This window comes from Sphingobium sp. BS19 (genome assembly GCF_027925545.1).
Classification (GTDB): domain Bacteria; phylum Pseudomonadota; class Alphaproteobacteria; order Sphingomonadales; family Sphingomonadaceae; genus Sphingobium.
This window is the reverse complement of record NZ_BSEF01000011.1, coordinates 41740-65953: the sequence shown is the minus strand read 5'-3', so window position 1 is coordinate 65953 and position 24214 is coordinate 41740. Positions and strand designations below refer to the sequence as shown.

Here is a 24214-nt window from a genome sequence, read left to right as displayed (position 1 = left end):
ATGCCGACGCCGTTCGTCACTACCCTGACCGCGCTCCCTGAACATATCGACGAGATGGGGCATGTGAACAACGCGGTCTGGGTGCAGTGGTTGCAGGAGGTCGCCACCCGGCACTGGCAGGCGAAGGCGGACCCTGCGCATGTAGACGCATATGTGTGGGTCGTGAACCGGCACGAGATCGACTATCGCGGCAATGTACAGATGGGCGACACGGTGACTGCGACGACATGGGTCGGCGACAGTCCTCGCGGCGCGCGCTTCGACCGCTTCGTGGAGTTCGCTGGACCCGACGGCAAGGTAAAGGTCAGCGCAAAATCGACCTGGGTGATCGTGGACCGTGCCAGTGGCAGGATATTGCGCATACCGCCGGAGGTGGCTGCGCCGTTTCTGGTGTGAGCGCCCTGTCGGGACGGTCAATCAGCCGACGATAAGTCGGGACACTGTCCGGATCGCTTTGGGATCGGCAATGAACGCCATGTGCGTGCAATCGAATTCCAGCGCCATGTCGCGCTCGCCATCCTGTCCGCGCGCTGACGCAGGGGCAACGACGCCGTCACGAGCCGACCAGCAGGCGATGGTGGTGACGCTGGGCTTTTCCGACAATATGCACTGCACGGGCGGGCGGTCCACCGGATGACCGGCGACACGTTCATACATGCGCCAAGCGTTGTTCGCGCGGGGATCGCCCGAAAAGGGGCTACCCATGGTGATGACGCGGTTGACGCGGTCGGGCGCGCGCTTGGCATATTCGCGCGCGATCAAGCCTCCAAGACTCCAGCCAATGATGGTGACGGGGCGGTCGGCAGCAATCGTGGCAACGCGCCGGTCGATCGCTTCGAGCATATCGGCACTGACGCCCAGATTACGGCCAAGGCCCCAGCCATGTGCTGCAAATCCGGCTGCGGTCAACGACCGCCGCAACCGCGCGGTGGTATTGTCGGAAGCCATAAATCCGGGCAACACCAGCACGGGACGGCCTTCGCCCTGTACGGGAAGGGAGACGGCTCGACCGAACGCTGCGGCCCAACGCATATGGACAAATGCGCGCACTTCGCCCGCCAGCAACGCCTTGGAGGGCGCAGCAACGCCAATGGCGCGAGAATCGGTAAGGGCGATGGCACGGGACATACCACCGATATAGACACGTCGAAGATTTATGAAAGATTTATGACGTGAAGATTGCGTGACGATGACGCAATTAGTTTTGCGGCATGCTCATCGTGGGGCGAGCGGTTGGCGATGTGGCGCCCGGTGTCGCCATATTTTCTGCTGGAACGAGGCGCACCGGCGGACTTTCCAGAATAGCGGCAGTCTCGATCAGATCCAGCGCACGCCTTGCTTCGCGATAGCGACGGGCAATCTGTAGCCAGCGTTCGGCATTGGCCTTACCGGGCAAACGGGCGACTTCCTCCATCGCGGGCGCGACCCGTCCCGCCGACAGAAGGCGCTGAATGCGCGGAATAACGCGCTCGGGCAGGGGGGAAGGAGTCGATGCCTTGCGCACGATGACCATGCCCCGCACTTCGCGCTCCACCGACGTCCACCAACTTGTGCCGGGGGGGCTAGTGCGCAGCGATGGCGCGATATCCTCGAATCCGCCTTGCAAGTCTGTCAGCGTTACCGGTTCGCGCGCGGCATTGATGATGGTGGCGACGGCGCGCGGCTGTGCCTGACCGAAGCGAAGCCGCAATTGTCCCTCAATATACCCCAAAGGTGCGCCGCTATCGAGTGCACGGCGCGCTGCGAAGGCGACCAGCAAGCCCTCTGCGCGGGTCGCGTTGCCCGAAGCAGTTTGCGCCGCGACGGAAACGCGCGCGAGGCGATCCTCCAGTTCGGTCATGCGGGTGGCGAGCACATCCTGACGCTGGGCATCGAGGGGAACGGCAGGGCTCGCGGTGCGCGGATTTGTTCCATTCACCGACGCAACCTGAGCAGATTGCGCGGTAGTGCCCGTGCGCCATGCGACGACTCTGGGGTAGGCAATCATCGCGGCAACGATGCCGCCAATGAAGGCAATAGCGATCAACAGGATCAGCCAGCGTGTATTGCTGCGCCGCCGTTCACGAAAGGCGCGGGGGGCAGGGCCTGCAGCGCCTGCTGCAGAAGCGGTATCGCCCACCATAGTTTCGGGGGTTACATCCGCTGTGCCGAGCGGCAGGGGGCTTTGGCTGTCTTGGCTCATGCCGTTTCCTTATCGACCCAATCAGTCAGGAGCAGGATGGTCATTCGCACAATCCGGCGGCGAGAGCCAGCATTGCATGATCGTTCGGGCTGGCGGCGGCGGACGCACTGGCCCAGCCTTCGCCGCAGTTTGTCTGCGCGGCGGCGCTGATCGCCACGATATGCAGATGCGAACGGCGATCAAGGGGGACGAGATCCGCCAGCCGCCCGCCCGCGCGTGGTGAATGCACCAGCAGGATCATGCCCGGCGTCAGCAATGCAAGCAAATCCTCGGCATTGCCGCGCTCGACCGCCGCATACACGCACGCCGATACGATGCGCAGCCCTTGCGGATCGAATGTGCGAATGTCCCGACCGGAGATGTGGAGTATGTTCCTATGGCCCTGCCGCGCTAGGACCGGGACAAGCTGCTGCACGCCGTCGTCACCGCTTTCCACGGATGCGAAACCGGCGTCACGCGCCGCCTGCGCTGTTGCGCCACCCACGGCAAAGGCCGGCAGATGCGTGTAGCGTGCAAGCTGCGCGCCGCCCAGCCGCGCGCCATTGGCGCTGGTGAACATCACGGCGTCGACCAGATGCGGCTCCGGTCCGGTCCAGGGCAATGGGGCCACCAGAAACAGCGGATAGGATTGCGCGTCGAAGCCCGCTTCGCGCGCTTTGGCGACGGTGCCTTCCGCACCGGGGTCCGGGCGCAGCACCAGCAAGGGGCAAGACAGGATTATGCCGACGCCTCTGGCACGCCATCGAACAGAGCGCGGATCGCGGGCGTGGCTTGGGTCAGCAGCGCGCGGCCCAGATCGGACGCCGCTGACAGGTCGTCGCGGGGAAACAGTGCCGTGTCGGAGACACGCTCGCTGCCATCGCCCGTCAGGATTTCGGCGGTCAGGAAAATGGCGTCGCCTTCGATCCGGGCGAGCGCACCGATCGGCGAATGACAATTGCCGCCTAGCGCCAGCAGCAACGCCCTTTCCGCCAATACGCAATCGAGCGTATCGGCGTCGGAAATCGCCGCGAGCAATGCAATCACTTCTGTATTGGCTGCCAGCGTCTCGATACCCACCGCGCCTTGCGCGGGCGCGGGCATCATGACGTCGATCGGGATCGGGTTGCCAATATCATGCTGGCCCAGACGATCCAGCCCCGCTGCCGCTAGCAGTGTCGCGTCGACTTCGCCAGCCGTAACCTTGGCGAGGCGCGTGGCGACATTGCCGCGAAACAGGGTGGTGGTGATGTCGGGCCGCATCCGGCGCACCTGCGCGGCACGGCGCGGTGAGCTGGTGCCCAGCACCGCGCCTTCGCGCAATTCCGCAAGGCTCTCCGCCCCCACCAGCTTGTCGCGCACATCGGCACGGGGCAGCATGGCGGCAATAGCGATTTCGGCAGGACGGATCGTTTCCACGTCCTTCATCGAGTGGACTGCGAAATGGATGTCGCCGTCAATCAGCGCCCGGTCCAGTTCCTTGGTCCACAGCGCCTTGCCGCCGATATCGGCCAGTGCGCGATCCTGAATCCGGTCGCCGCTCGTCTTCACCGTGACGATCTCGACTGCCTCCGGCTCCCATCCATGGGTGGCGCACAGCGCTGACGCGACCATATTGGCCTGGACGACGGCCAGCGGCGATCCGCGTGTGCCTAAGCGAAGAGGGGAAGGGCGTTCGACCATATGTCGCTTCCTTCTATCCAGCACAGGCACTAGAGGGAAGCCCCATGACAATCATCCTTGGCCTTGAATCCAGTTGCGACGAAACGGCGGCCGCGCTGGTCACGCATGACGGGCGGATTTTGGCGCATCGGCTGGCGACGCAGGAGGAGGCGCATCGCCCCTATGGCGGGGTCGTGCCGGAGATTGCCGCGCGCGCGCATGTCGAGATGCTGACTCCGCTGGTCGAGGCCGCCTTTGCCGATGCGGGTCTGACGCTCGCCGATGTCGATGCGATTGCGGCGACGGCGGGGCCGGGCTTGATCGGTGGCGTCATGGTGGGACTGGTGACGGGGAAGGCACTGGCCCATGCGGCAGGCAAGCCGCTCGTCGCAGTCAATCATCTGGAGGGCCATGCGCTGTCGCCGCGCTTGTCTGATCCGACGCTGCAATTTCCTTACATGCTGCTGCTGGTTTCCGGTGGGCATTGCCAGTTGCTGCTGGTGAAGGGTGTGGGCAATTATGCGCGTCTCGCGACCACCATCGACGATGCAGCGGGTGAAGCGTTCGACAAGACCGCGAAATTGCTGGGGCTGGGTTATCCCGGCGGTCCGGCAGTCGAGGAAGCGGCATCGCGCGGCAATCCCAAGGCCGTACCCTTGCCGCGCCCGTTGCTGGGGACAAGCGAGCCCCATTTCTCCTTTGCAGGGCTGAAAAGCGCAGTCATGCGCGCGGCTCAATCGGGACAGCATACGGTGGAGGATATCGCCGCAAGCTTCCAGCAGGCGGTGATCGACTGTCTGGTGGATCGGGCGCGGCGGCAGCTTGTTGCATACCCTGATGTGACCGCGTTCGTAGTAGCAGGCGGGGTTGCCGCGAATCAGGCGATTCGGGGGGCGCTCGAAACGCTCGCCGCATCGCAAGGATTGCGTTTCGTGGCACCGCCGCTCTGGCTATGTACGGATAACGCCGCGATGATCGCATGGGCAGGGGCGGAACGCTTCGCGCTGGGGATGACGGATGCGTTGGATTTCGCCGCGCGTCCACGCTGGCCGCTCGACCCGGACGCACAGGCCGCGCGCAGTGCAGGAGTGAAAGCATGAAGATCGGAGTCATCGGTGCAGGCGCATGGGGCACCGCACTGGCGCAGGTTGCTGCATCGGACGGCGAAGCGGTCCGTCTATGGGCGCTGGAGCCGGAAGTTGTTCTTGCCATCAATGAGAGTCGCGAAAACCCGCTATATCTGCCGAACATTGCGCTCGATACGGGGATACAGGCGACTGGCGACATCGACGACCTGGCTGATTGCGACGCATTGCTGCTCGTCACCCCTGCACAGCATCTGCGCAGTGTGCTGGCGTCGGCCAATGTCGGCAATCGTCCCCTGATCCTCTGCTGCAAGGGCATCGAGGCAGGGACGGGCCTGCTAATGTCGGAAGCGGCGCAAGCGGTGTGTCCCGATGCCCCGGTGGCAGTGCTGTCCGGCCCCACCTTCGCGCATGAAGTGGGGCGCGGATTGCCCACAGCCGTGACGCTGGCGTGCGAAGACAAGCCGCTGGGCGAACGGATCGCAGCGCGCATGAAGCGGCCCGCCTTTCGCCCGTATCTGTCCAACGATGTGATCGGGGCCGAGATCGGCGGAGCGGTGAAGAATGTGCTCGCTATCGGTTGCGGCGTCGCGGATGGTGCAGGGCTGGGCCTCAACGCGCGCGCGGCTCTGATCAGCCGGGGCTTTGCGGAGATGACGCGCTTCGGCCTTGCCCGTGGCGCGCGCGCCGAGACGTTGTCGGGACTGTCCGGCCTGGGGGATCTGGTGCTGACCTGCTCCTCCACCGATTCTCGCAATTTTTCACTAGGTAAAGCGCTGGGTGAAGGGCGGCCCGCCGCCGAACTGCTCGCCAATCGGCGGACGGTGGCGGAAGGTGCATTCACTGCGCCCGTGCTGCGCGAGGTGGCACGCGCTGCGGGCGTGGAAATGCCCATCGTTGAGGCCGTCTGTGCGCTACTGGAAGGCAGCCAGCCGGTGGCGGAGGTCGTGGAAGCGTTGCTTTCGCGTCCCATTCGCGCAGAATCGACGGGCCGCTAACCGTTTCGGCGCATCTTATCCTTTCCCGTCTGCGTAATTATCCCATACAGACGGTCGCTGAACGAGAGGGGATTACTGAATTTTGGCCGTACAGGCATCTTCCGGCGCAATGAACGCGGGGCAGGCCAATGCCGCCGCCGATCGCGTGCGCAGCGATGAGGAAGATATTGCCGCTCTCGCCAAAGGGGGACGGACCAATATATTCGGCTTCTTGCTGCGTTTGGCGGCGCGCCTGCCGTTTCTGTTCATCGCCGGACGGCTCTATGGTGCGGAGGTGCTGGGCCGCTTTGCCTATGCGATACTGGTCGTCGAATTTGCCGCACAGCTTGCTACGCTCGGGCTGAAGCGCGGCCTTGCCGGAGAACTCAGCCGGACCGAGCGGCCGCATGGCCACGTCGTCACCGAAGCGATATTGGTGACGGTGCTGGCTTCGCTCGCTGCAGCCGGACTGCTTATCCTGTTCCCGCAGGCAATGTTCCCCAACAGCGGTATCAACGGCCTCGACCGGCTGTTGCCGCTGATCATCATCGCAGTGGCCGGATCGGACATCGCGTTGGCGGCATGCGCCTATCGCTTCGATATTGCCGCCACCGTGCGTGCGCGATCGATCATAGAGCCTTGGGCGATCAGCATCGGTGCCTTCGGTTTTTATTTCTACTCGGTGCGGGACGGGCTGATCCTGTCCTATGTGCTGTCGATGGTGCTGGCTCTGGTCGCGTCGCTGGTGCCGATGATCCGCCACTATGGCCTTCCACGCGGATGGCGTCCGCAATGGGGCAGCATGGCGCAATTAACCCGACACAACCTGCCGCTCGCCGCCGCCGACGCCGTGGAATGGGGATCGCGCAGGCTCGACCTGGCGATCCTGGGCCTGTTCGCCGCCCCCTATATCGTCGGGATCTATTATGTGGCCCAACAGGTCGCGTCTCTGCCGCAAAAGCTGAAGACCAGCTTCGATCCCATTCTCGGTCCGGTCATCACGCGCAATCTGGCGGAGAACAATTTGCCCGCCATCGCGCGGCAGGTGAGCCAGGTCGGCTTCTGGATCATCGCCGCACAAGCAGGAATTGCCTTGGCGCTCGGCATTCCGGGCGAAGCGGTGATGGGTCTGGTGGGGCCGAATTTCGTGGGTGGGACAGGCGCGCTTGCTTTCCTGCTCGCGGCCGAAGTGGTGGCGGCAACTGCCGTCGTCAGCGAATCGGCGCTCGTATACATGGCGCGCCACCGTAATCTGATGATTTCTCTTGGCATGATTGCGGTGCAGGCGGGGTTGAGCTTCATCCTCATCATCGCCGCGCGCCGGTTGCAGCTTGGGCCAATGGTCATCGCCGCTGCGCCCGCACTGGCACTGACCGTCGCGCTTGGCCTGGGTTCGCTGGTCAAGGCGAAGCTGCTCTCGCGGTTGTTGAATGCGCCGGTAAATGCGTGGCGGTGGGCGTTGCTTTGGGCGGCACTGGTGGCGGCGCTGGCCGGTGCGGCGTTCGTCGCGCTGCCCCACAGTCTCGAATGGGTCGAGCTGGTATTCGGTGTGCCAGTGGTGTTGGGCGTGTATGCGCTGGTTATCTGGCACCGGGGCTTTGGGCCGGAAGACCGCGCCTTGTTCCGAAAATCAGCGATGTGATCGCCTCATCGTCATTCCCATAGCGACGGGAATGACGATGAGGCGGAATATTATCCCAGATTCTGCGCGCGCAGAATCTGAAGGTCTGCTTCCGGTCGTGCGCCATAATGCGAAATGACTTCCGCTGCGGCGAGGGCACCCAGCTTCAGGCTGTCTTCTACCGAAATGCCCTCGACATAGCCGGTGAGGAATCCCGCCGCGAACAAATCGCCTGCACCCGTAGTGTCGACGATCTGCGCTACCGGCGCTGCCGCCGTTTCGGACCGCACGCCATCGACAATCGCAATCGCACCCTTTTCGCTGCGGGTGCAGACCAACACCGGCACCTTTGGCGCTATCGCAGCGACGGCGGCCTCAAAATCGGGCAATTCGGTCAACGTGCCGATCTCATCTTCGTTCGAAAACAGGATGTCGATGAGCCCTTCGTCGATCAGCGCCATGAAATCGTCGCGATGGCGGGAAATGACGAAATCCGCCGAAAGCGTGAAGGCAACTTTGCGCCCTGCTTCCTTGGCATAGCCGATGGCGGTACGCATTGCGGCGCGGGGCTCTTCAGGATCCCACAGATAGCCTTCGAGATACAGGATCTGCGCATCCTGAATGCTTGCCTTGTCCAGCGCCTGAGCGGGCAGGAACTGCGACGCGCCAAGGAATGTGTTCATCGTGCGCTGTGCGTCGGGCGTCACCATGATCAGGCAGCGCGCCGTCGGCGGTTCTTCGGTACGAACGGGCGTGTCGAACGCGATCCCCAGTGCACGGATGTCATGCGCGAACACGTCGCCCAATTGATCGTCACGCACCTGCCCGATGAACGAGCAGGATTTGCCGAGCGCCGCCATGCCTGCAAGCGTATTTGCCGCCGATCCGCCGCTGATTTCGACCGCCGCGCCCATCGCATCGTACAGCAATTCTGCCATCTCGGCATCGACCAACTGCATCGCGCCCTTGGTGAGGGCATGGGTGGCAAGGAAAGCGTCGTCGGCGCGCGCGATGACATCGACGATGGCGTTGCCGATGGCGATTACATCATATTTGGCGGGGTTTTGCGTCACAGTATATCCTGATCCTGAAAGAAGCGGTTGCCCGGCGTCGTAGTGAAGTCCCGGCACAAGCGCAACGTGCGGACGGATTGACGCTGCGATGCGCCACGCCGATAACCGGGCAATGATCGTATCCGCTGCCCTGCGCGCCTTGCCGCAAATCTTCCATCCGGCCGCGCGCATCGTGCTGTTAAAGTCGCTGGGGCTGACGCTGCTGTTGTTCGCTGTTTTCGGCGTCGGCCTTTGGTGGGCGTTGCATGCATTCTTCGCATGGATGGGATGGGGCGGCGCAGGCGGCGGAGTGGTCGAGGCTGCCGCCGCTACGCTGATCGCTTTGGCCGCCGCGTGGCTGCTGTTCCGCGCCGTGGCGATTGCCGTGCTTGGCCTCTTTGGCGACGCCGTCGTCGAGGCGGTGGAAGGTGAAAGCTATCCCCTGGCTGCGGCACGGGCAAAGCCGGTGTCGACGGCACGCGGGGTACGGCTGGCACTACGGTCCGTGGCGCGGACGATAGGATGGAACCTTGTCGCGCTGCCTTTTTATATTGCGCTTCTTGTGACGGGCGTGGGTACGGTTCTGCTCCTGCTTGCGGTCAACGCCTATCTCCTCGGGCGTGACCTTGCCGATATGGTGGAAGCGCGTCATCCCGATCTTGAACCCATTCCCAAGCCCACGCGGATCGCGATGGGCTTCGTTTCGGCGCTTCTGTTCCTGGTGCCCGTCGCGAACCTGCTTGCGCCGATCTGGAGCGCGGCTATGGCCGTCCACGTCCTGCATGGCCGCAAAGGAAAAGCCGATGGCTGAACGCATTATCGTGACCGGTCTCATGGTGCTGGCGTTGTCTGCGTGCGGCGCAGTGCCTGCCTCCACACCGCCACCGCCCATGGCAAACAATGCCGGTCAAATGGCGAGCGCCTATGGCAAGGCGCGCGCGCTCATGGGGATGGATGCCAAACGGCTGATCCAGATGTTCGGCCAACCGCGCCTCGATATTCGCGATCCGAATGTGCGGAAATTGCAATTCGCAAACGGTCGCTGCGTTCTCGATGCCTATCTATATGCAAGCGCCAAGGGCAAAGAGCCCGTGGTGACCTATGCCGATAGCCGCCTGCCCAATGGCAACGACATCGATCCGACCGCCTGTGCCGGGATGCTGGGTGCAAAATAGTCGGACTTCCCCGACCGGTTGATATATTTTTAATGGAAAAACAGTATGTTTGTAGGCCTTGTAAGGGCTAAGCATGCACATGGAAACCATATCCCCCTCACCACTAATCCACAGTTGGCCACTGTTTGAACGGAATCAGCGGTTCGAACTTGGCTGCCATTTTGACTGGGACCAGGGCACAGCTATCGATTTTTCCCTGAGCAAGGACCGGCTGGCCGAACATGGGCTGGGCGTATGGGATTGCGACCTTCGCGATGACAGTTTGAGCTGGTCGGCGGGTGTCTATGATCTCTTCGGTTTGCCCAGAGGCTCCTCCGTCGACCGGCCCACAGCGAAGGCTTTGTATCGTGAACCTTCCCGTGCCGCGATGGAGCGGCTCCGGGCCTATGCGTTGAAGCATCGCCGGGGCTTTACCCTGGACGTAGAGATTTCGCCCGCTAATGGCGGCCTTCGCTGGATCAGGCTCGCCGCAGCCCCGCTTTGCGTCGATCGTATGCCTATACGCCTGCGCGGCTTTAAACGGGACGTCACGCACGAATATGTCTGACGGCAGGGCGGTGTCAGTGACCGCTCTCCCGCTGTAGCTGCTGGATCGCCCAATCGACGGCATCCACCACGACGGGATCGGCATCGTTTCGCAATTCCGCCAATAGCGGCAGCAACGTCATATCCCCGCTGTTTCCCGCCGCAATCGCCGCATTGCGGACCATCCGGTTTCGCCCGATGCGCTTGATCGGGGATCCGGAGAACACTTCCCGAAACCCCGCATCGTCGAGCGCCAGCAATTCCCGCAACTCTGGTGCCGCCAATTCTGCCCGACCCACAAAAGCGCGATGCGTCGCCGCCGTCTGCGCGAACTTGTTCCACGGACACACGGCAAGGCAATCGTCGCAACCATAGATGCGGTTGCCCATCGCGCGCCGGAATTCCTCCGGAATCGGCCCTTTGTGCTCGATCGTGAGATAAGAAATGCAGCGCCGCGCATCCACACGATAGGGTGCAGGAAACGCATCCGTAGGGCATGCCGTCTGGCAGGCGGTGCAGGAACCGCAATGGTCCCGCCCCGAAGCGTCGGGGGCGAGGTCCAGCGTGGTATAGATCGCGCCCAGGAACAGCCATGATCCATGCGACTGGCTGACGAGATTGCTGTGTTTCCCCTGCCAGCCCAATCCCGCCGCTTCGGCCAGTGCCTTTTCCATGACCGGTGCAGTGTCCACGAAGACCTTCAACTGGCAATCCGCGATATCTACCAGCCATCGCGCAAGGGCCTTCAGTGCCTTCTTCACGACATCGTGATAATCCTGGCCCTGCGCATATACCGAGATACGGCCCCTGTCGCCGACCCCTTCCAGCGCCAGCGGATCGCGCGCCGGGGCGTAACTCATGCCTAGCATGATGACCGACTGCACATCCGGCCATAGCCCTTTGGGGGAGCCGCGTTGCGCAGCGCGTTCCTCCATCCACAGCATGTCGCCATGGCATCCGTCTGCAATCCACTGATTGAGTCGCTCGGCGGCCATCGGCGCAGCATCGGCGCGCGCAATGGCGCAGGCGGCAAAGCCTAAAGCGGTCGCGGCGTCTTTCACCCGCTGTTCGAGAGGAAGTGGTTGTGTTGTCATGGAGCGTGGCTATCGTCGATCGGATGAATGCTCTTTCCGATCCTGTCCCCTATGCCGTCGAGGGGCATGGACTTGTCAAGCGTTTCGGTGATTTCTGCGCCGTGGACGGTATCGACATCGCGGTGCCCGCCGGGACCATCTATGGCGTGCTCGGCCCCAATGGCGCGGGCAAGACGACATTGCTGCGCATGTTGCTGGGCATTATCGATCCCGATGCGGGCCGCCGCAGCCTGCTGGGCGCGAGCGAGCCGCTCAAGCAGGCGCGTTCCATCGGCTATTTGCCGGAGGAGCGGGGGCTGTATCCGTCGATGAAGGCAGTCGATGCCATCGCCTTCATGGGCGCGCTCCGCGGCTTGTCCTTGCGTGAGGGGCGACTGCGTGGGCGGGAGTTGATGGAGGGCCACGGCCTTGGCGACGCCGCCGACAAACCGGTGCGCGCCTTGTCCAAGGGGATGGCGCAGACGGTGCAATTGCTGGGCACCATCGTTCACCGCCCGCGCCTGATCGTGCTGGATGAGCCGTTCTCAGGCCTAGACGCGATCAATCAGGAAAAGCTGGAGGCGCTGATCCGCGCACAGGCCGACGATGGCGTGACGATCCTGTTTTCCACGCATGTCATCGCTCATGCCGAAAGGCTGTGCGAACGCATCGCCATCGTCGCGGGTGGGCGCATCCGGTTCGAAGGATCGGTCAGCGATGCCCGCGGTCGGCTGCGTCCGCAGGTAAGACTGGAAACCCGGCGCAGCGACGGTGCATGGCGAACGGCATTCCCTGCCGACGCGCTGAGGCAGAACAACATTTGGACCTTCGATTTGCCGGATAGCGGAGTAGAGCCTTTGCTGAAGGCGCTGATGGACGGCGACGCAGGGATCGAAAGCCTTTCGATAGAGCGCCCCGGCCTGCACGATGCCTTCGTCGCGATTGCCGGAGCGGATGCTGCCAAGGACATGGGCCCGCACACAATTGGGGAAGACGCATGAAGGAAGTCCTGCGCGCCGCCTTCGTAGTCGCGCGGCGCGACTTTACCGCGCTGATCTTTTCCAAGGCCTTCATCTTTTTCCTGATCGGGCCATTGTTCCCGGTCGTGGTGGGGGTGATGGCCGGTGGTATGGGCCAGCGCATTGCCGAGGATAGCCTGCGCCCCACCGTCGGCGTCGTGCTGGCAGCGGCAGAGACGCAGGCGCTGCAGCGCGCGCATAAATCGCTCGCCAAACAACTGGGCGACCGCGCGATTGCGCAGCTTATGCCTTATCCGGCGGGCAGCGACCCGCGCGCCTTGCTGGCGAACAAGGATCAGAAAATCATCGCCGTGTTGTCCGGATCGCTGGAACGGCCCGTGCTAACGGGCAAGCGCGGCGATGTGCGCAGCCTTAAGGGCGACCTGTCGCTGCTCATCGGGATAACACGGGCAGGAACCGCATTGCCCGACACCCGCATCGCGACCCAGATCGTTGCCGACAGCAGCGGATCGCAGCAGCAGGGACGCCTGCTTACCGGACAGGCCGCGCAAGTACTGCTGTTCATGCTTACCATGTTTCTGGCCGGGATGGTCCTGTCCAACATGGTCGAGGAAAAGACCAACAAGATCATCGAAATACTGGCCGCGGCGATCCCTGTGGATGCGATTTTCCTGGGAAAGCTGCTGGCGATGCTGGCGATGTCGTTCGTCGGGATCGCCGTCTGGTCGACCGGCGCGGTCGTGGGCTATGCCTTGCTGCGGGGTGGCGCTTTTCCGATGCCATCGCCCGCGGTGGGCTGGCCGATGTTCCTGACCCTGGGTGTCGTCTATTTCGCGACGGCTTATACCTTGCTCGGGTCGCTCTTCATCGGCATCGGCGCGCAAGCCTCCACAGTGCGCGAGGTGCAGACCATTTCCATGCCGATCACCATGAGCCAGGTGCTGGTCTTCTTCTTCGCCAGCTACACCGTGAATCGCATGGGAGAAGCGCCGGAGCTGATCGCTGCAGCGTTCCCTTTCAGCTCACCCTTCGCGATGATTGCGCGTGCGGCGCAGTCCGATGCGTTGCTCCCGCATCTGGCGGCAATCATATGGCAGCTTCTTTGGGTTGCGCTCATCATCCGCATCGGCGTGCGGCTGTTCCGGCGCAATGTACTGAAATCCGGCGCAGGAGAAAAACGCCGCGGACTTTTTTCGCGTCTGAATGTATCCTTCAGGCGTTCTCGTACGTAGCTGCTGTAATGTTGTTCTGGGAGTAACCCGATGTACGATACCGCTCTTCTATCGCGCCGTGCTTTGCTCGGAGGCGCAGGCGTCGCCGTGGTGGCGATTGCCGCGACCATGATGCCCGGGGCAGAGGACGGCGCGCAGGCGGCCAAATATCCCGTGAGCATGACTCCCGCGCAGTGGAAAAAGAAGCTGTCGCCCCAGCAATATGCTATCCTGCGCGAAGCATCGACCGAGCGGCCTTTCACCAGTCCGCTCAACAAGGAGCATCGCACCGGAACATTTATCTGCGCCGGATGCGATCAGAAGCTGTTCTCGTCGAAGACCAAATTCGATAGCGGCACGGGCTGGCCCAGCTTTTGGCAACCGCTGCCAAAGGCGATAGGGACCAGCACCGACACGATGCTCGGCTATTCGCGTACCGAAGTGCATTGTGCTCGGTGCGGCGGGCATCTGGGTCATGTGTTCGACGATGGACCGAAGCCGACCGGCCTACGCTATTGCATGAATGGCGCGGCGATGAAGTTTGTTGCCGCTTAACGCGCGGCGGGCCTAACCACGCGATAGACAAGGATCGTTTCGCTCGGTCGCATCGGCACGCGCTGCAGCCAATCGGGTATCCGCCCGGCTTTCAGATCGGCCATGAAGCCATGCGGCGCGCGCTCGACATAATTATCGATCTCGTCCCCGACCTCACAATAGACGAGGTAACGGACCTTGTGCTGGATCACGATACGCTCCGCGAGCGAAGGCCTGCCCATGAATGTGAGCAGGACGTCGCGAATACCCACATTGTTGCGATGATGGCTCGTCGCCACCACGCTATGCGGCGTGAAGGCCAGCAGGTTCGGCCCGACATCTAGAGGCGCCATTATCGTACCGCGCGGCAAAGCGGCGAGACCGACAAGATGCGCCTTACTCGTGCAACCGAGTGCAGCTTTGCTTGAAGAAGTTGAAGATTCCGCATTCTGTGTGGTCACATCCTTATCGCTGACCACTAGAGCAAGAATAGCCGCCAACCCCAGTGGCGTTATCCCACACAGGGCGACAGTCGCCATTATTCGTCCTGGGGCCGTGCGCAGGCTCTGTGCCTTGGGGAGCAACAGTACGATCAACGTCGCAATGCCGGGCAGCGCCATCAGATAGGACACCGAAAGCGCCCGCATCACCATCAGCGATACGGCATAGGCTCCACCGGAAAGCAGCAGCATCGTCAGCCATGCAAAGCGTTGATCGCCCTGCGTTCGCCTAATCGAAATGAGCATGCCGATCATGCCTACCAAGGGTGGCAGGATGACGATCCCTATCATCAGCGGCGTCTGTTCCCAGACAGGGCGTCCTTCCGCAACGTTGAGATACCAGTATTTATAGACGATAGGGTCCAGCGCCTCGAACGGTCCTCCGCGACATACGTCCCCGACACTCAAATAGACCGCCGCGCCAACGCCAGCAGCGATCGCAGATATGAGCGCGCGGCGGCTCAAATTTTGCGTGCCAATTATCCGGTGCAGGAGGGGCAGGGCGATGGCGGCGGCGATCATCGGCAGCAGGTACACCGGCGAAATCGCATCGCAGTACAATCTGGTCGCTTCGGGCCACCCGCGCGTTCCCACCAGGAAGACGGCCGATGCCGCCGCAAGCGTGACAGCGTAGGTCCACAGCCTGTCCCATGTTGCTGCATCGCGCAAAAAGGCCAAGGCAAATACCCCGCCGAACACTACTGCGTAAGGTAGTCCCTCGCTGGAAACATGCATCCAGAACGCGGCGGCGAGACCCGCGACGATCCCGCTCCGGCGAAGTTGGGTGTCGAATGTTGCCCATAATGCCACGGCGGCCATCAGAATCTGCCAGCTATGATGATCGATGCGCATTGGCAGGAACTGGATCACGATCGGTATGGATAGAGCGATCAGCGCCGACGCCGCAATGGCCGTCACCGTATCGCTCAGACGGCGCACCGCCAGCCCGACCGTGAGGCATAGCGCGCCGGTCAGCAGCAACGGAACGATGGCCATAGCCAGTCGATCCGCCATCACTGCACCGAAAAGCGGTCGGAACAGGAGAATAAGGGCCGCAATCGGCAAGTCCACCAGCCGCGACCAATGCATCGGCCCGCCTATGGGCGGATTGATCCGGTGCTGGCTGACATCGAACCAGTTCTGTCCGTTCAGGAAGTCGCGTACTTCGACATAGCGCAATGCATCGTCGGGATCGCGAAAGCCGAATGTGGCGATTGCGTGCCAGCCAAAACCGACCATCAGGCTGCAAAGCAGCAGCGTGACGATAGCAACCGCCGGCAACAGCCGCCAATGGGAAGCTGGCGGCAAGCGAACGTCCGCACGGGTCATCAGGCGAATACTATCGTCTTGCGTAGAAGGTACGTGACGTGGAAGCTGACGGCTATGGCCGCAATCTTGGCGAGGCGCGGATCCAGCCCCATTGCATGGCCCACGCCCACAATTGCAGTCGTGAGCCCAAGCCCCACCAGTGCGGACCCGACGAACAGCGCGCGTTGCCGATGCCGAGTCGTCGCATAGCCAACCGTGGTGAACACTGCGCGGCTCGATAATATCCAGTGTACCGCAATGCCGCAGACATAGCCGATGGCCGATGCTGCCGCAGGCTCCATGCCGCCCGACAGCAGGCCCATGAAAATCGCAACATCGGTCGCCAGTGCCGCTACGCTTGCGACGATATAGCGTGTGTAGGTCAGTTGCACACACATGGCGAGCCAGCGGCCAAGCATCGGGGTCATGCCGCCCGGTTGGACTTCGCATCGTCGATGCGGCTGGGGACGAGGCGTTCGCTGGCGAGTGCCGCGCGTTCGCCTTCATCGCCCGATTCATGATATTCTGCGTCTTCGTTCACGCCCCAGATGTCGTAAACGCGAGCGCCCGCTTCGATATTGCGGACCGTCAGCATCGCGGTCATCATCGCGTGATCCTGATTATTATAGCGGTGCATGCCGTTACGCCCGACCATGTGGAGCGTTGGATATTTCGCCTCCAGTTCGGTACGCATCGCCAATACATTGTCGGCATAGGCGTCGTCATAGACCGGATAGGCCTTTTCCTGCCGTACCACAGCGCCGCCCACAACATCCTCGGCTTTACAAAGGCCCAGTATCGCCATTTCATTTTTGGCGAGCGCGATGAGATCGCCATCGGTGGACGACCAAAGCCCGTCACCTTCGAAACAGAAATACTCCAGGCCGACACAGGCGATGCTCTCATCCGGCACCATTTCGGGCGACCAGCTACGAAAATTCTGGACGCGCCCGACCTTCACCTTGCTGTCGTGGATGTAGATCCAGTTGTCGGGGAACAGGTCTTCCGATTGAATCATCAGCGCAACGGTGAGGAAGTCGCGATATTTGAGATCGACCGCTTCGCTTATCGTGGCCGGGATCGGATGGATACGGCTGGCCAGTTCGCGCATTGGCGCGGAGCTGATCACATGCGCGGCATCGATCGTCACATTGCCGCCTTCCGCCGTCGTCGCCGCAACGCGCCAATCGCCCGTCACCTGATCCTGCGCCAGTTGCTTGAGCGCATGGCCCATCAAAACCTGATTGCCACCGCTCACCACCTTGTCGCGTGCAGCTTCCCACATCATGCCGGGGCCAAGGCGCGGATAGCGGAAGGTTTCCAGCAAAGTCTTGGTTGCCATCCCGTCATTGGGACGCTTGTTCAGCCCCAGGCTGCGTTTGAGCCCGTCCAGCACGGCGGCACCCAGGCTTAGACCCTTGATACGCTGCGCCGCCCAGTCCGCCGACATTTCATCGCACGGCATGCCCCACACTTTCTCCGTGTAGGTTTTGAAGAAGATCGAGAAAAGCTTGTGACCGAACTGATTGACGGTCCAGTCCTGAAAGGAGCGGACATTGCGATTCGGGAAAAGCTGCGCCTTGACGAAACTCGCCATGCACAGCGTGGAACGGATAAGCCCAAGATTCCACAACGCTTCGAATGCGCGGAGCGGATAGCTGTAGAACTTGCCTTCGTAGTAGATGCGGCTCATGCGCGGCCGCTGGATGAAATCGTCCGGCAGAATCTCGTTCCACAGGTCGACGACTTCCTTGGACTTGGAAAAGAACCGATGGCCGCCAATGTCGAAGCGGAATCCTTCATGCTCGACAGTCCGACTGATGCCGCCGACATAATGCGGGTCTTTTTCGATGACGGTAACGCTGTATCCCTTCTGGGTGAGAAGGTACGCCGCCGTCAGGCCGGCGGGGCCCGCGCCGATAATCGCGACATCCACGCTTTTGTCTGCGCGCAACATACAGGTTCATCCCCAGAATTGGTCTGGCGTCTGGAGTGAACGAAATGCTCTAAGGAATGGTTAACAGGATGTTTCGAAAGACGCCCGCCCGGTACAGCAATGCACCGGGCCGGGGTCCATGCGTCAGCTTGCGCGAACGGCCGTGACGAGTGCGTCCAGTTCGGCATGAGCGCCGCTGATCGCCGGTTCGTAACAGCGAAGGAAATCGCGCTTTTCATACAGTTTCCGGGCGCTGGCCTTGTCGCATACCTGTTCGGCGGCGTGGCGAATCCGCGTCTGTGCGCGACCGACATTGGGATCCAGACGCAGATCGAGATCGGCCATCGAAATGGTGACGGTCTGCATTGTGTCGCCATAAGTACCTGACACCACCACGCCGCGATCTGTCACATTCGCCGTCGCTATTCCGGCGGGTATCACAAGCGCAGCCGCAGCCACGGCTTTCCATGTTCTCTCCAGCATATCCTCATCCTTATAATTATGCGTTCAAACGTCCGTCGTTGCAGGCGTCGGCACATAAAATAGGCCTCTAAAGCCAAGGATTAAAGGGCAATTCGTCGCTGCGGTGCAGCGTGTCAGTGGCGGAAATGGCGCATCCCGGTAAAGACCATCGCCAAACCGGCTTCGTTCGCTGCGGCAATGACGTCGTCGTCGCGGATTGAGCCGCCCGGCTGGATCACCGCCGTTGCGCCCGCTTCGACCGCCGCCAGCAGCCCATCGGCAAACGGGAAGAATGCGTCAGATGCGACCGCCGATCCGATGGTGCGCGGCGTATTCCAGCCCGCCTTTTCCGCTGCATCCTTGGCCTTCCACGCAGCGATCCGTGCGGATTCCAGCCGGTTCATCTGTCCCGCGCCGATGCCAGCGGTGCTGCCACCCTTGGCATAGACGATAGCGTTGGATTTTACATGCTTTGCAACCGTCCAGGCGAACAGGCAGTCGGTTAGTTCCTGCTCGGTCGGCTGGCGCTCGGTCACGACTTTCAGCATTTCGCGCGTCACCCGCCCATTGTCGCGGCTCTGGAACAATATGCCGCCCGCGATGCTCTTCATCGCCAGCCCAGTGCGCGCGGGATCGGGCAGATCGCCGGTCAACAGCAGGCGCAGGTTCTTCTTGCGCGCAAAAATTTCCTTGGCTGCATCGTCGGCAGACGGAGCCACCACCACTTCGGTGAAGATGCCGCTGATCGCCTCGGCGGTCGCGCCATCCAGCGGACGGTTGAGCGCGATGATGCCGCCAAAAGCCGACACGCTGTCGCAGGCCAAGGCCGCTTCATAGGCTTCGATCAGCGTCTCGCCGCTCGCCACGCCACAGGGATTGGCGTGTTTCACGATCACCACGGTCGGCGGCCCGTCGCGGAACTCGCTCACCAGCTCCAGCGCGGCGTCGGCATCGTTGTAATTATTGTACGACAGTTCCTTGCCCTGCACTTGCACGGCCTGCGCGATTCCCTTCGCGCCAGGACCGGTGGGCAAATACAGCGCCGCAGACTGATGCGGGTTCTCGCCATAGCGCAGTGTAGTCGACAGGGTGCTGGCGACCGAAAGGCTCTGCGGGAACATCGTCCCCTGATCGGCAAAGGCAAACCAGCTTGCGATCATGCTGTCATAAGCGGCGGTTGCGGCATACGCCTTGGCGGCCAGCAGACGACGGAAATCATAGCTGGTCGCGCCGCTCTTTTCCGACATTTCGGCGATCAGCCGCGCATAGTCAGTGGGATCGGTAACGATGGCGACGCTTTCGTGGTTCTTCGCGGCGGATCGCACCATCGACGGACCACCGATGTCGATATTCTCGATAATGTCCTCACGCGATGCGCCCTTGGCGACTGTCGCGGCGAAGGGGTAGAGGTTCACAACCACCAGATCGATGGCGCCGATGCCATGCGCGTCCATCGCGGCGACATGCTCTGGATTGTCGCGCACCGCCAGCAGGCCGCCATGCACGATGGGATGCAGCGTTTTCACCCGGCCATCCATCATTTCGGGAAAGCCCGTCAGGTCGCTGATGTCCATCACGGTCAGACCCGCGTCGCGCAGCGCTTTGGCCGTGCCACCCGTCGACACCAGTTCCACGCCATGCGCAGCAAGCGCCGCGCCAAGTTCCGCGAGGCCCGTCTTGTCGGATACGGACAGGAGAGCGCGCTTGATGGTGATGTCGGTCATGTGCTGGTCTGATTCCTATGGGCCGGTGCGTGTCGCAGCCCCCATAGTTTCGTTTGTCGGAAAATTACAGCCCTTAGCCGACGCGCTTCAGCAACCATCCGGTACTGGTGCCGCCCGGCTGCGCTTCGCCCGTCACGACAAGCTGTTGGCAGGCATGGGGGCGCCCGTCGCCATCGATCCACAGGCTGTCCTCGACCGACAGCGTACCGCTGCCCGTGCGGAACTGCCATAAGGCGCCAAGGTCGATGCGCAACAGCGCACCTTGCGCATCCACCGTGACGGTGGGTTCGACGCCGGGGGCCAGATGAAAGCGCAGGACAAAGGGTGTGGCGACGGGTTTGCGGCGACGCTCGGCAGGCAGCAGCATGTCTTCGCCCCGGATTTCGCGCCCGTCCGCACTCAACATCAGCAACCGGCGATGCACATAGCCGATGCGGCGGACATAACCGTCATGGCTCAGCTCCAGCCGACTGCCGGCTTCCAGTTCCTGCCGGTTCAGCTCGACTTCGGTGACGCCTTTGCCCAGTGTTCCGTCCGCAAGTATGGCGGTAGAGTTGCTGTCCGCCAGTACCAAGGTGCTGTGCGCCGCGGTGGTGCGCAGCCCTTGCGCCAGATCGTCGGTGATCGCTGCGCCGTTAAGCGCCGCGCCACCGCAGTTGACGATAAGCCGATGTGGCCCATCGCTCAATTCGATGGCACCCGTCGACGCGCATCCTGCGTCAGCCAGCCGCGATATCGGCGGGGGTGCCGCATCGACGAGCAGCACTGTATTTCCTGCGACGAGGCGCTGATAGCCCCAATCGCGCGCCTGCCGCAGCGGGCGCGTACGAACGCCCGTGGCTGCAACGACCGCGACGACCTGCGCCTGATCGGTCGCTCCGGACCCCTGCCAGCTTCCAAGGCCGCCATCGCCATGCGTGATCCCCAGCAGCGCCGGCACCGCACGGTTCAGGCCTTCGGTCATGAAACGCGGCATTTCTTCGCGGCGGACATCATAGACCGCGCGCACCATCGCGAGCAGCATTACGCCATCGAGTTGCGCCAGCGGGGATCGCGAAATCGTTCCGCCGTCCGGATAGAATGCCGTGTCGATGGCACGGCGCAGGCCCGCCTCGCCGAACAGCTTGCGCGGACCGCCACCGGGCAACAGCATCGAAGCCGCCACGACGCCGCCCCAGGCCACCAGCCGATGCAGACCCACAGGCGCCTTTTCGGCGCCCTGATCCAGATGTCGTGCCGTGCGTGCGATGCAGTTGAGAACCAGCGACCGATAAACCAGATCGCTCGACGACAGAATCAACGGCGCCTGACTGGTCCAGAACAGCAACCGCCAGGCCGCATTATCCGCGCGCCACGCCGGTTCGCTTGGCTTTTCGGCATGGGCTTCGAGCCATCGGCGCAGGATCGCTTCGGCAATTGGCGCGCCCTGTTCGCGCGTGGTGACGGTTGACAGGTCACGCAGCCAGCGGAAGCTGTGGATATAGTCCTGAAACGCGGGTGGCAGGTCCAGCGCAGCGAAATCGATGGTGTCGATCGGCTGCTTCAGACCGCGGAACAGGAAATAGCCTGCGCGCAATGCCTGCCCTGCGCGCACGTCGCCGGGAATGCTGTCATCGGGCACTGCCAGCAGTTTGAGCGGGAACTTGCCCTTCAATCGCACGGCATGCAGCGGCGTACGCCATGTCAGTCGATAGAAACTGTGTGCGATCCGGTCCGTAAGAGACAGCCCCCTGTCACCCGACACGCGGATGAGGCGCTTGCCTTCCTCGATCTCAACCGCTTCGGGCAGATCGGGGAGCGCGCGCTCGGCTGCGGGTTTGGCCCGGATTCGCGTTTGGTCGTTCACCCGCCGCGTAACCTCTTTATGTTGTCAGCATAGGCGTCCGGCCCGCCGCGGAACGTCGCCGTGCCTGCCACCAGTACGTCCGCACCGGCGGCGATGGCGCGCGGCGCGGTGGTGAAGTCGATGCCCCCATCGACTTGCAGCCGGATGTCCCGCCCGCTCTTGTCGATCATCTTGCGGATTGCTTCGATCTTGCGAAGCTGGTTCTCGATGAAGCTCTGCCCACCGAAACCCGGATTCACGCTCATCACCAAAATCAGGTCGACGTCGTCGATCAGATAATCCAGCATCTTGGCCGGGGTGCCTGGATTGAGCACCACGCCCGCCATCTTGCCCAGCGATTTGATATGCTGAACGGTGCGGTGGATATGCGGCCCCGCTTCGGGATGAACCGTCAATATATCCGCGCCAGCCTCGGCAAAGGCGTCGAGGAAGCTGTCGATCGGCGAAATCATCAGATGCACGTCGAGCGGCTTGGTCGTGTGCGGACGCAGCGCCTTTACGACCATCGGGCCGATGGTGATGTTCGGCACGAAATGCCCGTCCATCACATCGACATGCACCCAGTCGCATCCCGCTGCGTCGATGGCGCGCACTTCCTCGCCCAGCCGCGCGAAATCAGCGGAAAGAATGGAGGGAGCGATGCGGATGGGGCGGGGTTCGAAAGCAGTCATTAACCGATTGCCTTAGCCGCGCGAATCAGTGGGTGCAACCGCTCTTGCGCAGTTCAGGCACGAACCATGCGCACGATGAAGAAACCATCGGTGCCGCCGGTCTCGGCGAGCGTGGCGGGGAGCGTGCGAACCCAGCCTTCGGGAGTCGCCACTATGCCACTGGGCAATTGGTCGGCCTCCGGAGGAACGATTGTAAAGTAAGGAGTTTTCCGTAGGAAGCGCGTGATTTGTTCCTCGCCTTCGGCTTGCTCCAGCGAACATGTGGCGTACACCAGCATGCCGCCCGGTTTCACCCAATCGGCTGCGCGATTGAGCAATGCCGTCTGCAATTCCGCCAGCTCGGCGATCTGGCGTGGCCCGATGCGATGCAACACATCGGGATGGCGACGATAAATGCCCGTCGCGCTGCACGGGGCATCCAGCAATACGGCGTCGGCAGGCGCTTCGGGCGTCCAGTTGCGCAGGTCCGCCGTCACAACCTTGGCCGACAGATCGACACGCGAGAGGTTATCGGACAGGCGCGTCAGCCGCTTGGCCGACTGGTCCAGCGCCGTCACCGCCCATCCGGCCGCAGCCAGTTGCATCGTCTTGCCCCCAGGTGCGGCGCACAGATCCAGCACAGAGCGTCCCGCACCATTGCCCAGCAGACGCGCAGGGATAGACGCGGCCAGATCCTGCACCCACCATGCGCCATCGTCGAAACCGGGAAGCGCGGTGATCGCATCGTGATCGGGCAAGCGGACATGGCCCGGTGCCAGCGATACGCCGCCCAGCTTTTCCGCCCACATCGCCGTTTCGCTGACATTGCGTAGGCTGAGGTCAACGGGCGGACGCACCACAAACGCCTTGGCGGCTTCGTCTGGCATTGCATCGCCCCATTGCTCTGCCCAACGTGCTGCGACTTCGGGCAGTAATGTCGGTGTTTCGGGCAGCGTAGCCGTGCCGCGCATCAGCGTGCCGAACACGCCATGGACCAGCTTGCGCGGTCCGCCATCGACCAGCGGCAGTGCAGTCGCGATGGCGGCATGCGGCGGCGTGCCCAGCACCAGCGTCTGCACCAGCGCAAGGCGGAGCACCATGCGCGCTTTGGCATCGTCGGGCAGGCGATTGCGCGTGGCGCTGTCGATCAGCGCGTCGAGATCGGGCAAATGCCGCAAGGTCTCCGCCGCAATGGCGTGCACCAACGCACGGTCGGCGCGGTCGACGATGCCCTGGCTGGCCCCATGCAACGCAATTTCCAGCGGATCGCCGCGCCGCAACACAGCGTCGAGCAAGCGCAAGGCTGCGCGACGCGCGGGGAGGCCGGGCGCTTCGGGCGCGCGAGCAGGATAGCGGGAGACGGGAGGAACGGAAGCCATCACAGCCCCCTAGCCGGATTCGCACGGCGCGTCACCTTTGCGGCATCACCTTGCCAATCGTCCTCCAAATGCCCATCTGCAGTCAGTACGAAAAGCACGCAAGGAAAGGCTACCCATGGGAAAACGCCCCGATCATGTGAAGCCGCCTGCGCACTGGACGAAGAGCGAACCCGTGCCGACGCCTGATCCCATCGAAAAGCCGCAGTCGAACGACGAAGCGCTTAGCCCGACACGCTATGGCGACTGGGAGCATAAGGGCATTGCCGTCGATTTCTGACGGTTTCGCTCTGTATTTGCGTTTCCATTCATCCACAATTTCGCACAGTTTTCGCTGCACCGTGCCATCCGCGCGA

The 24214-nt window shown here is 62.6% G+C and carries 25 protein-coding genes; 11 read left to right on the top strand and 14 right to left on the bottom strand.

Going from position 1 to position 24214, the window contains the following annotated elements:
- Complete coding sequence (locus QMG56_RS14090; RefSeq protein WP_281822938.1) at nt 1-396, top strand: thioesterase family protein; 396 nt, start codon at nt 1-3, stop codon at nt 394-396.
- A 21-nt stretch (nt 397-417) separates the two neighbouring features.
- Here QMG56_RS14090 and QMG56_RS14085 read toward each other — a convergent pair whose 3' ends face one another.
- The 4 genes from QMG56_RS14085 to hemC all read right to left on the bottom strand — a co-directional run bounded on the left by QMG56_RS14085 (nt 418) and on the right by hemC (nt 3844).
- On the bottom strand, nt 418-1128 hold the full coding sequence (locus tag QMG56_RS14085; RefSeq protein WP_230186316.1) for a triacylglycerol lipase: 711 nt from the start codon (nt 1126-1128) through the stop codon (nt 418-420).
- Between the two features lie 70 nt (nt 1129-1198).
- Nucleotides 1199-2182, bottom strand: a complete 984-nt coding sequence (locus tag QMG56_RS14080) for a hypothetical protein (RefSeq protein WP_281822937.1) — start codon at nt 2180-2182, stop codon at nt 1199-1201.
- Nucleotides 2183-2222: 40 nt separating this feature from the next.
- Nucleotides 2223-2879 (bottom strand): uroporphyrinogen-III synthase, encoded by a 657-nt coding sequence (locus QMG56_RS14075; protein WP_281822936.1) that lies wholly within the window; start codon nt 2877-2879, stop codon nt 2223-2225.
- Nucleotides 2880-2899: 20 nt separating this feature from the next.
- Complete coding sequence (gene hemC / locus QMG56_RS14070; RefSeq protein ID WP_281822935.1) at nt 2900-3844, bottom strand: hydroxymethylbilane synthase; 945 nt, start codon at nt 3842-3844, stop codon at nt 2900-2902.
- 44 nt (nt 3845-3888) lie between these two features.
- Between hemC and tsaD the strand changes: the two genes are divergently transcribed.
- The 3 genes from tsaD (at nt 3889) to QMG56_RS14055 (ending at nt 7527) form a co-directional block, all read left to right on the top strand.
- Nucleotides 3889-4923, top strand: coding sequence for a tRNA (adenosine(37)-N6)-threonylcarbamoyltransferase complex transferase subunit TsaD (gene tsaD, locus QMG56_RS14065; RefSeq protein WP_281822934.1), 1035 nt, complete (start codon nt 3889-3891; stop codon nt 4921-4923).
- Nucleotides 4920-5906, top strand: a complete 987-nt coding sequence (locus QMG56_RS14060) for an NAD(P)H-dependent glycerol-3-phosphate dehydrogenase (protein WP_281822933.1) — start codon at nt 4920-4922, stop codon at nt 5904-5906. The genes tsaD and QMG56_RS14060 overlap by 4 nt, the downstream gene beginning before the upstream one ends.
- A gap of 109 nt (nt 5907-6015) precedes the next feature.
- The gene (locus QMG56_RS14055) at nt 6016-7527 is read left to right on the top strand and encodes a lipopolysaccharide biosynthesis protein (RefSeq protein WP_281823043.1); all 1512 of its coding nucleotides are present in this window, start codon (nt 6016-6018) and stop codon (nt 7525-7527) included.
- Nucleotides 7528-7577: 50 nt separating this feature from the next.
- Here QMG56_RS14055 and QMG56_RS14050 read toward each other — a convergent pair whose 3' ends face one another.
- Nucleotides 7578-8579 (bottom strand): adenosine kinase, encoded by a 1002-nt coding sequence (locus QMG56_RS14050; protein WP_281822932.1) that lies wholly within the window; start codon nt 8577-8579, stop codon nt 7578-7580.
- A gap of 112 nt (nt 8580-8691) precedes the next feature.
- Between QMG56_RS14050 and QMG56_RS14045 the strand changes: the two genes are divergently transcribed.
- From QMG56_RS14045 to QMG56_RS14035, 3 genes are all read left to right on the top strand, one after another.
- Entirely contained in the window at nt 8692-9369 is a 678-nt protein-coding gene (locus tag QMG56_RS14045) for an EI24 domain-containing protein (protein WP_281822931.1), read from the top strand.
- Complete coding sequence (locus tag QMG56_RS14040) at nt 9362-9733, top strand: hypothetical protein (RefSeq protein ID WP_281822930.1); 372 nt, start codon at nt 9362-9364, stop codon at nt 9731-9733. The genes QMG56_RS14045 and QMG56_RS14040 overlap by 8 nt, the downstream gene beginning before the upstream one ends.
- A gap of 79 nt (nt 9734-9812) precedes the next feature.
- Nucleotides 9813-10280, top strand: a complete 468-nt coding sequence (locus QMG56_RS14035) for a hypothetical protein (RefSeq protein WP_281822929.1) — start codon at nt 9813-9815, stop codon at nt 10278-10280.
- A gap of 13 nt (nt 10281-10293) precedes the next feature.
- Here the strand turns inward: QMG56_RS14035 and queG are convergent, their stop codons facing one another.
- A complete protein-coding gene (queG, locus tag QMG56_RS14030) occupies nt 10294-11352 on the bottom strand; it encodes a tRNA epoxyqueuosine(34) reductase QueG (RefSeq protein WP_281822928.1) in 1059 nt (352 codons plus the stop codon).
- A gap of 23 nt (nt 11353-11375) precedes the next feature.
- On the opposite strand from queG, the gene QMG56_RS14025 reads away from it, so the two are divergent.
- From QMG56_RS14025 to msrB, 3 genes are read left to right on the top strand one after another with little or no spacing between them, the layout of a single operon-like run.
- A complete protein-coding gene (locus QMG56_RS14025) occupies nt 11376-12332 on the top strand; it encodes an ABC transporter ATP-binding protein (protein WP_281823042.1) in 957 nt (318 codons plus the stop codon).
- On the top strand, nt 12329-13543 hold the full coding sequence (locus tag QMG56_RS14020) for an ABC transporter permease (protein WP_281822927.1): 1215 nt from the start codon (nt 12329-12331) through the stop codon (nt 13541-13543). Before QMG56_RS14025 ends, QMG56_RS14020 begins: the two co-directional genes overlap by 4 nt.
- A 30-nt stretch (nt 13544-13573) precedes the next feature.
- Complete coding sequence (msrB, locus tag QMG56_RS14015) at nt 13574-14077, top strand: peptide-methionine (R)-S-oxide reductase MsrB (protein ID WP_375713699.1); 504 nt, start codon at nt 13574-13576, stop codon at nt 14075-14077.
- Here msrB and QMG56_RS14010 read toward each other — a convergent pair.
- From QMG56_RS14010 to QMG56_RS13975, 8 genes are all read right to left on the bottom strand, one after another.
- Nucleotides 14074-15885 (bottom strand): hypothetical protein, encoded by a 1812-nt coding sequence (locus tag QMG56_RS14010; protein WP_281822926.1) that lies wholly within the window; start codon nt 15883-15885, stop codon nt 14074-14076. The genes msrB and QMG56_RS14010 overlap by 4 nt on opposite strands.
- A complete protein-coding gene (locus tag QMG56_RS14005; RefSeq protein WP_230186305.1) occupies nt 15885-16292 on the bottom strand; it encodes a GtrA family protein in 408 nt (135 codons plus the stop codon). The genes QMG56_RS14010 and QMG56_RS14005 overlap by 1 nt, the downstream gene beginning before the upstream one ends.
- On the bottom strand, nt 16289-17821 hold the full coding sequence (locus QMG56_RS14000; protein WP_281822925.1) for an NAD(P)/FAD-dependent oxidoreductase: 1533 nt from the start codon (nt 17819-17821) through the stop codon (nt 16289-16291). Before QMG56_RS14000 ends, QMG56_RS14005 begins: the two co-directional genes overlap by 4 nt.
- 123 nt (nt 17822-17944) lie before the next feature.
- Entirely contained in the window at nt 17945-18283 is a 339-nt protein-coding gene (locus QMG56_RS13995) for a UrcA family protein (protein WP_281822924.1), read from the bottom strand.
- Nucleotides 18284-18396: 113 nt separating this feature from the next.
- Complete coding sequence (purH, locus tag QMG56_RS13990; RefSeq protein ID WP_230186302.1) at nt 18397-19986, bottom strand: bifunctional phosphoribosylaminoimidazolecarboxamide formyltransferase/IMP cyclohydrolase; 1590 nt, start codon at nt 19984-19986, stop codon at nt 18397-18399.
- 73 nt (nt 19987-20059) lie between these two features.
- Entirely contained in the window at nt 20060-21814 is a 1755-nt protein-coding gene (locus tag QMG56_RS13985; protein ID WP_281823041.1) for a heparinase II/III family protein, read from the bottom strand.
- A gap of 14 nt (nt 21815-21828) precedes the next feature.
- Entirely contained in the window at nt 21829-22503 is a 675-nt protein-coding gene (rpe, locus tag QMG56_RS13980) for a ribulose-phosphate 3-epimerase (protein ID WP_281822923.1), read from the bottom strand.
- Between the two features lie 53 nt (nt 22504-22556).
- Nucleotides 22557-23861 (bottom strand): RsmB/NOP family class I SAM-dependent RNA methyltransferase, encoded by a 1305-nt coding sequence (locus QMG56_RS13975; protein ID WP_281822922.1) that lies wholly within the window; start codon nt 23859-23861, stop codon nt 22557-22559.
- A gap of 115 nt (nt 23862-23976) precedes the next feature.
- Between QMG56_RS13975 and QMG56_RS13970 the strand changes: the two genes are divergently transcribed.
- The gene (locus tag QMG56_RS13970) at nt 23977-24138 is read left to right on the top strand and encodes a DUF1674 domain-containing protein (RefSeq protein WP_281822921.1); all 162 of its coding nucleotides are present in this window, start codon (nt 23977-23979) and stop codon (nt 24136-24138) included.
- Nucleotides 24139-24214 lie beyond the last annotated feature (76 nt).

Coding starts and splice junctions, on each gene's coding strand:
- QMG56_RS13970 (WP_281822921.1), top strand. CDS start 23,977: ATGGGAAAACGCCCCGATCATGTGAAGCCGCCTGCGCACTGGACGAAG.
- QMG56_RS14090 (WP_281822938.1), top strand. CDS start 1: ATGCCGACGCCGTTCGTCACTACCCTGACCGCGCTCCCTGAACATATC.
- QMG56_RS14005 (WP_230186305.1), bottom strand. CDS start 16,292: ATGACCCCGATGCTTGGCCGCTGGCTCGCCATGTGTGTGCAACTGACC.
- QMG56_RS14035 (WP_281822929.1), top strand. CDS start 9,813: ATGGAAACCATATCCCCCTCACCACTAATCCACAGTTGGCCACTGTTT.
- purH (WP_230186302.1), bottom strand. CDS start 19,986: ATGACCGACATCACCATCAAGCGCGCTCTCCTGTCCGTATCCGACAAG.
- QMG56_RS13995 (WP_281822924.1), bottom strand. CDS start 18,283: ATGCTGGAGAGAACATGGAAAGCCGTGGCTGCGGCTGCGCTTGTGATA.
- QMG56_RS14060 (WP_281822933.1), top strand. CDS start 4,920: ATGAAGATCGGAGTCATCGGTGCAGGCGCATGGGGCACCGCACTGGCG.
- QMG56_RS14040 (WP_281822930.1), top strand. CDS start 9,362: ATGGCTGAACGCATTATCGTGACCGGTCTCATGGTGCTGGCGTTGTCT.
- queG (WP_281822928.1), bottom strand. CDS start 11,352: ATGACAACACAACCACTTCCTCTCGAACAGCGGGTGAAAGACGCCGCG.
- QMG56_RS14010 (WP_281822926.1), bottom strand. CDS start 15,885: ATGACCCGTGCGGACGTTCGCTTGCCGCCAGCTTCCCATTGGCGGCTG.
- QMG56_RS14080 (WP_281822937.1), bottom strand. CDS start 2,182: ATGAGCCAAGACAGCCAAAGCCCCCTGCCGCTCGGCACAGCGGATGTA.
- hemC (WP_281822935.1), bottom strand. CDS start 3,844: ATGGTCGAACGCCCTTCCCCTCTTCGCTTAGGCACACGCGGATCGCCG.
- QMG56_RS14020 (WP_281822927.1), top strand. CDS start 12,329: ATGAAGGAAGTCCTGCGCGCCGCCTTCGTAGTCGCGCGGCGCGACTTT.
- msrB (WP_375713699.1), top strand. CDS start 13,574: ATGTACGATACCGCTCTTCTATCGCGCCGTGCTTTGCTCGGAGGCGCA.
- QMG56_RS14000 (WP_281822925.1), bottom strand. CDS start 17,821: ATGTTGCGCGCAGACAAAAGCGTGGATGTCGCGATTATCGGCGCGGGC.
- tsaD (WP_281822934.1), top strand. CDS start 3,889: ATGACAATCATCCTTGGCCTTGAATCCAGTTGCGACGAAACGGCGGCC.
- rpe (WP_281822923.1), bottom strand. CDS start 22,503: ATGACTGCTTTCGAACCCCGCCCCATCCGCATCGCTCCCTCCATTCTT.
- QMG56_RS14025 (WP_281823042.1), top strand. CDS start 11,376: ATGAATGCTCTTTCCGATCCTGTCCCCTATGCCGTCGAGGGGCATGGA.
- QMG56_RS14045 (WP_281822931.1), top strand. CDS start 8,692: ATGATCGTATCCGCTGCCCTGCGCGCCTTGCCGCAAATCTTCCATCCG.
- QMG56_RS14055 (WP_281823043.1), top strand. CDS start 6,016: ATGAACGCGGGGCAGGCCAATGCCGCCGCCGATCGCGTGCGCAGCGAT.
- QMG56_RS13975 (WP_281822922.1), bottom strand. CDS start 23,861: ATGGCTTCCGTTCCTCCCGTCTCCCGCTATCCTGCTCGCGCGCCCGAA.
- QMG56_RS14085 (WP_230186316.1), bottom strand. CDS start 1,128: ATGTCCCGTGCCATCGCCCTTACCGATTCTCGCGCCATTGGCGTTGCT.